The organism is Actinomadura geliboluensis (assembly GCF_005889745.1).
Classification (GTDB): Bacteria; Actinomycetota; Actinomycetes; order Streptosporangiales; family Streptosporangiaceae; genus Spirillospora; species Spirillospora geliboluensis.
The window spans coordinates 21,386-27,630 of sequence record NZ_VCKZ01000061.1 but is presented as its reverse complement, the minus strand read 5'-3'; the positions used below and the strand labels follow the sequence as shown (position 1 = coordinate 27,630).

Here is a 6,245-nt window from a genome sequence, read left to right as displayed (position 1 = left end):
AGCAGGCACCGTACGGCCAGCCGCCCGCGGGGCAGATGCCCTACGGCGCGGCCCCCGGGCCCGGCGGGTTCCCTCCGCCGCAGGAGCAGCAGCAGTACGGCCAGCCTCAGCCCGGCTTCGGGCAGCCTCCGGAACCGCCGCCGTACGGCCAGCAGCCGCCCGAGCAGCCCTACGGGCAGCAGCCGCCCGCCTATCCGCAGCAGCCGGTGCACGGCACGCCCCAGGAGACGGCCCAGGAGCCGCTGCCGCAGTTCGGCCAGCAGCCGCCGCAGGACTCCCTGACCGACCGCACGATGATCGTCCCCGGGCCGTCGTCCGAGGCGCCGGAGCCCGCGCCGCCGCGGCCCGTGATCGACGACCAGGCGACGCTGCACTGGTCGCCCGGCACCGACGTTCCGGTCGCGACCGGCCCCGAGCGGCGGCAGGAGCCGCCGGCCGAGCCGTGGCAGGCGCCCGCGCCGCCGTCGACGCCGGAGCCCTGGTCGCCGGAGGCGCCGCAGCCGGGCCAGGGCCGCGAGCAGGCCGACCACGAGCGGACGATGATGGTGCCGCCGCCCGAGTCCGGCTTCGGCGCCGGCTCGACGACGTCCGGCCCCTCGCCCTCGGTGGACGACCTGTACCGGCCGCCCGGTGAGAGCGGCGTCGAGGACGCGCGCCCCACCGAGGCGTTCGACCCGTCCGCCCCGTCGCAGGGCCGGCACGCCGCCGCCCCCGAGGCGGGCGGTCTCGGCGACGCCACCCGGCTCGACATCGGCCAGCAGCAGTGGGGCCAGCAGCAGCCGCAGCAGCAGGCCCAGCAGCAGTTCGGGCAGCAGCAGCAGTACGGCCAGCCCGAACAGCAGCAGGGCTACGGCCAGCAGCAGCCGGGCGAGCAGCAGCGCGGGTTCGGGCAGCCCGAGCAGTACGGCCAGCCGTACCAGCAGCAGGGCTACGGGCAGCAGGGCCAGCAGTTCGGCCAGCCCGGCGAGCAGCAGCAGTACGGCCAGCAGGGCTTCGGCCAGCCCGAGCAGCAGGGGTACGGCCAGCAGGGCCAGTTCGGGCAGCCGGGCCAGTACGGCCAGCAGCCCGGCGGCTACGGCGCCGGCGCCGAGGAGGGCAAGGGCGGCAAGAACATGCTCTGGCTCATCGTCGGCGGCGTCGCCGTCGTGGTGATCCTCGTCATCCTGGTGGTCGCCTTCGTCATCTAGCGGCGGCACCGGCGCGGGCATGACGCGCGTCACAGAGCGGTAGGGGACGGCCTCCGTCCGAGACTCCCGGTGGACAGCACCTTCCACTGAGAGGCCCGGACGGGGGCCGTCTCGCTGCCGCTGACGGCCGTCCCCCATGCGCCGGTCCTCACCGCAGGCCGCGCCGCCGCAGGCCGGCGGCCGAGGCGTAAAAGTTGGCCCATGTCTTCCCCGCGGCGGGAACGTGGGACACAATGCCGACAGACGCCCACCCCGGACGGACGCCTCCGGGTGGGGGAACATCCGTCGGTATTTCGTCGTTTACCGTCTCAGGGAGAAGGCTCCCTACCCGTCCCACGGCTTGCGTCGCAGGGGCGCGCGCGATAGTGCGCGCTCGCTTTGCACTTTGGTCTGTGGATAGGTAACCTCTTCACTTGCGCCCGCTCTGCGGGCCACTGTGCGTGCGCGTCGGCGAGGCCGGTCGGCCAGCCCCAGCGCCGCATCTACTCCCCGGCTTGATTCGGTCCTTTCAGGGGCCGGGCGGTCTGTGTCGGTTTCGCGCGGGTGTATTTCCGTGAGGCGGCGACACGCCCGACCGCGTGGGTCGGAGAGGTCGGGAAACCGGCAGGTCACAGCCTCGCCTGAGGTGGTGATTGCAGCAATAAGACTTACCGGCTCGGTACGAGGAAGACGGAGACGCGGTGCCCACGATCCAGCAGCTGGTCCGAAAGGGCCGCCAGGACAAGGTGACCAAGAACAAGACGCCCGCGCTCAAGGGCAGCCCCCAGCGCCGGGGCGTCTGCACGCGCGTCTACACGACGACGCCCAAGAAGCCGAACTCCGCGCTTCGCAAGGTCGCCCGTGTCCGCCTGACGAGCGGGATCGAGGTCACTGCCTACATCCCCGGCGTCGGTCACAACCTGCAGGAGCACTCGATCGTGCTCGTGCGCGGCGGCCGTGTGAAGGACCTCCCGGGCGTTCGGTACAAGATCATCCGCGGGGCCCTCGACACCCAGGGCGTCCGGAACCGCAAGCAAGGGCGCAGCCACTACGGCGCGAAGAAGGAGAAGAGCTGATGCCGCGCAAGGGCCCTGCTGGCAAGCGCCAGCTGATCGCTGACCCGGTGTACAACTCGCCGCTGGTCACCGCGCTCATCAACAAGGTTCTCCTGGACGGCAAGCGCTCGATCGCGCAGAGCATCGTGTACGACGCCCTTGAGGGCGCGCGCGAGAAGACCGGCAACGACCCGGTCGTCACGCTGAAGCGCGCGCTCGACAATGTCAAGCCCACCCTGGAGGTCCGCAGCCGCCGCGTCGGTGGCGCGACCTACCAGGTCCCCGTCGAGGTGCGGCCGGCCCGCAGCACCACCCTGGCCCTGCGCTGGCTGGTGCTCTACGCCCGGCAGCGCCGCGAGAAGACCATGACCGAGCGGCTGATGAACGAGCTGCTCGACGCGAGCAACGGTCTTGGCGCGTCTGTCAAGAAGCGCGAGGACACGCACAAGATGGCGGAGTCCAACAAGGCCTTCGCCCACTACCGCTGGTAACCCCGGCGATCTGCAACGACGAGACGACGCGAGGACGACAGTGGCTACCAAAACCGGTGTAGACCTGGCCAAGGTCCGCAACATCGGGATCATGGCCCATATCGACGCGGGCAAGACCACGACGACCGAGCGCATCCTGTTCTACACGGGGATGAGCTACAAGATCGGCGAGACCCACGACGGCGCGGCCACCATGGACTGGATGGAGCAGGAGCAGGAGCGGGGGATCACCATCACCTCCGCCGCCACCACCTGCCACTGGGCCGTGAACGACGACGATCACACGATCAACATCATCGACACCCCCGGGCACGTCGACTTCACCGTTGAGGTGGAGCGCAACCTGCGGGTGCTCGACGGTGCGGTCGCGGTGTTCGACGGTGTCGCCGGCGTGGAACCGCAGTCGGAGACCGTGTGGCGCCAGGCCGACCGGTACGACGTGCCCCGCATGTGCTTCGTCAACAAGATGGACCGGGTCGGCGCGGAGTTCCACCGCTGCCTCGACATGATCGAGAACCGGCTCAACGCGACCCCGCTCGCGCTGCAGCTGCCGATCGGCGCCGAGGCCGACTTCAAGGGCGTCATCGACCTCGTCAACATGAAGGCCCTCGTGTGGAACGAGGAGGCCAAGCTCGGCGAGATGTACGACACGGTCGACATCCCCGAGACGCACGCCGAGGCGGCGCGCGAGTGGCACGACAAGCTGGTCGAGACCCTCGCCGAGAATGATGACGAGATCATGGAGCTGTACCTGGAGGGCAACGAGCCCTCGGTCGAGCAGCTCCACGACGGCATCCGCCGCGCGACGGTCGCCGCCAAGCTCACCCCGGTGATGTGCGGCACCGCGTTCAAGAACAAGGGCGTGCAGCCGCTGCTGGACGCGATCGTCCGCTACCTGCCCTCCCCGCTCGACGTCGAGGCCATCGAGGGCCACGCCGTCCGCGACGAGGAGAAGGTGCTCGTGCGCAAGCCGAGCGAGGACGAGCCGTTCTCCGCGCTCGCGTTCAAGATCATGAGCGACCCGCACCTGGGCAAGCTCACCTTCGTGCGCGTGTACTCCGGCGTCATGGAGTCCGGTGCCAGCGTCATGAACTCCGTCAAGGAGCGCAAGGAGCGCATCGGCAAGATCTACCGGATGCACGCCAACAAGCGCACCGAGATCGAGCGCGCCGGCGCCGGCGACATCGTCGCGGTGATGGGCCTCAAGCAGACCACCACCGGCGAGACGCTGTGCGACGACAAGGACCCGATCGTCCTGGAGTCGATGAACTTCCCGGCGCCGGTCATCCACGTCGCGATCGAGCCGAAGACCAAGGCCGACCAGCAGAAGCTGGGCACCGCGATCCAGCGGCTCGCCGAGGAGGACCCGTCCTTCCAGGTCCGCACCGAGGAGGAGACCGGGCAGACCGTCATCTCCGGCATGGGCGAGCTCCACCTGGAGATCCTCGTCGACCGGATGAAGCGGGAGTTCAAGGTCGACGCCAACGTCGGCAAGCCGCAGGTCGCCTACCGGGAGACGATCACCCGCAAGGTCGAGAAGGTCGAGTACACCCACAAGAAGCAGACCGGTGGCTCGGGCCAGTTCGGCCGCGTGATCATCGACCTGGAGCCGCTGGGCGGCGGGTCCGACGGCTACGAGTTCGAGAACAAGGTCACCGGCGGCCGCATCCCGCGGGAGTACATCCCGTCGGTCGACGCGGGCTGCCAGGAGGCCGCCGAGTTCGGTGTCCTCGCCGGCTACCCGATGGTGGGCGTGAAGGTCACCCTGCAGGACGGCGCCTACCACGAGGTCGACTCCTCGGAGATGGCGTTCAAGGTCGCCGGTTCCATGGCGTTCAAGGAGGCCGCCCGCAAGGCGTCCCCCACGCTGCTGGAGCCGATGATGGCGGTCGAGGTCACCACGCCCGAGGAGAACATGGGCGACGTGATCGGCGACCTCAACAGCCGCCGCGGTCAGGTCCAGTCCATGGACGAGCGGCACGGCATGCGCGTCATCAAGGCGCTCGTGCCTCTGTCGGAGATGTTCGGCTACGTGGGTGATCTGCGCAGCAAGACCCAGGGCCGGGCTGTTTTCACGATGCAGTTCGACTCCTACGCGGAGGTTCCCTCGAACGTCGCGCAGGAGATCATCGCCAAGGCGCGGGGCGAGTAAGCACCCCGGCCTGCCCACAGATCACCAGGACGTACATCGAAGCGGTCGTCTAGACGGCCGAGGATCGCAACAAGGAGCAACCAGTGGCGAAGGCCAAGTTCGAGCGGACGAAGCCGCACGTGAACATCGGCACCATTGGACACATCGACCACGGTAAGACCACGCATACCGCGGCGATCACCAAGGTGCTCCACGACAAGTACCCGGACCTCAACCCCTTCACGCCGTTCGAGGACATCGACAAGGCGCCGGAGGAGCGCGAGCGCGGCATCACGATCTCGATCTCGCACGTCGAGTACCAGACCGAGGCCCGCCACTACGCGCACGTCGACTGCCCGGGTCACGCCGACTACATCAAGAACATGATCACCGGTGCGGCGCAGATGGACGGCGCCATCCTGGTGGTGGCCGCCACCGACGGCCCGATGCCGCAGACCAAGGAGCACGTGCTCCTGGCCCGCCAGGTCGGCGTGCCCTACATCGTCGTCGCGCTGAACAAGTGCGACATGGTGGACGACGAGGAGATCCTGGAGCTCGTCGAGCTCGAGGTCCGCGAGCTGCTGTCGGAGTACGAGTTCCCCGGTGACGACGTCCCGGTCATCCGCGTCTCCGCCTACCAGGCGCTGCAGGGCGACGAGAAGTGGGCCGAGTCCATCGTCGAGCTCATGACCGCCGTCGACGAGAACGTGCCGGAGCCGGTGCGCGACACCGACAAGCCGTTCCTGATGCCGATCGAGGACGTCTTCTCGATCACCGGCCGCGGCACCGTCGTGACCGGCCGCATCGAGCGCGGTGTCGTCAACGTCAACGAGACCGTCGACATCATCGGCATCAAGCCCGAGTCCACCTCGACCACCGTCACCGGTGTCGAGATGTTCCGCAAGCTGCTCGACCAGGGCCAGGCGGGCGACAACGTCGGCCTGCTCCTGCGCGGCATCAAGCGCGAGGACGTCGAGCGCGGCCAGTGCGTCATCAAGCCGGGCACCAACACCCCGCACACCGAGTTCGAGGCGCAGGTCTACATCCTGTCCAAGGACGAGGGCGGCCGCCACACGCCGTTCTTCAACAACTACCGTCCGCAGTTCTACTTCCGGACCACGGACGTCACCGGCGTGGTGAACCTCCCCGAGGGCACCGAGATGGTCATGCCGGGCGACAACACCGAGATGCGCGTCGAGCTGATCCAGCCCGTCGCCATGGAGGAGGGCCTGAAGTTCGCCATCCGCGAGGGTGGCCGGACGGTGGGCGCCGGTCGCGTCACCAAGGTCATCAAGTAACACCTCTCGTCACGCGGCGGCCCGGCCGCTGGGACTCCCCAAGCCGGGCCGCCGCGTCACGACTCTGAAGTAAACAGCGGCACTACAGCAAAGGACACCGAGGC

Annotated in this window: 4 protein-coding genes and 1 pseudogene; all 5 read left to right on the top strand. The window is 68.9% G+C overall.

The window, feature by feature from the left end; translation table 11 throughout:
• Positions 1-1,187, top strand: a pseudogene (locus tag ETD96_RS44600) (hypothetical protein); the annotation flags it as partial.
• 680 nt (positions 1,188-1,867) lie between these two features.
• Positions 1,868-2,242, top strand: coding sequence for a 30S ribosomal protein S12 (gene rpsL / locus ETD96_RS11570; RefSeq protein WP_089324469.1), 375 nt, complete (start codon positions 1,868-1,870; stop codon positions 2,240-2,242).
• Positions 2,242-2,712 carry a 30S ribosomal protein S7 gene (rpsG, locus tag ETD96_RS11565; protein ID WP_067806994.1) on the top strand — a complete coding sequence of 157 codons (471 nt, stop codon included), beginning with the start codon at positions 2,242-2,244 and terminating at the stop codon, positions 2,710-2,712. The genes rpsL and rpsG overlap by 1 nt, the downstream gene beginning before the upstream one ends.
• 40 nt (positions 2,713-2,752) lie before the next feature.
• A complete protein-coding gene (gene fusA / locus ETD96_RS11560; protein ID WP_138636312.1) occupies positions 2,753-4,864 on the top strand; it encodes an elongation factor G in 2,112 nt (703 codons plus the stop codon).
• An 83-nt stretch (positions 4,865-4,947) separates the two neighbouring features.
• On the top strand, positions 4,948-6,141 hold the full coding sequence (gene tuf / locus ETD96_RS11555; protein WP_138636311.1) for an elongation factor Tu: 1,194 nt from the start codon (positions 4,948-4,950) through the stop codon (positions 6,139-6,141).
• The last annotated feature ends 104 nt before the right edge of the window (positions 6,142-6,245 follow it).

Coding starts and splice junctions, on each gene's coding strand:
- rpsG (WP_067806994.1), top strand. CDS start 2,242: ATGCCGCGCAAGGGCCCTGCTGGCAAGCGCCAGCTGATCGCTGACCCG.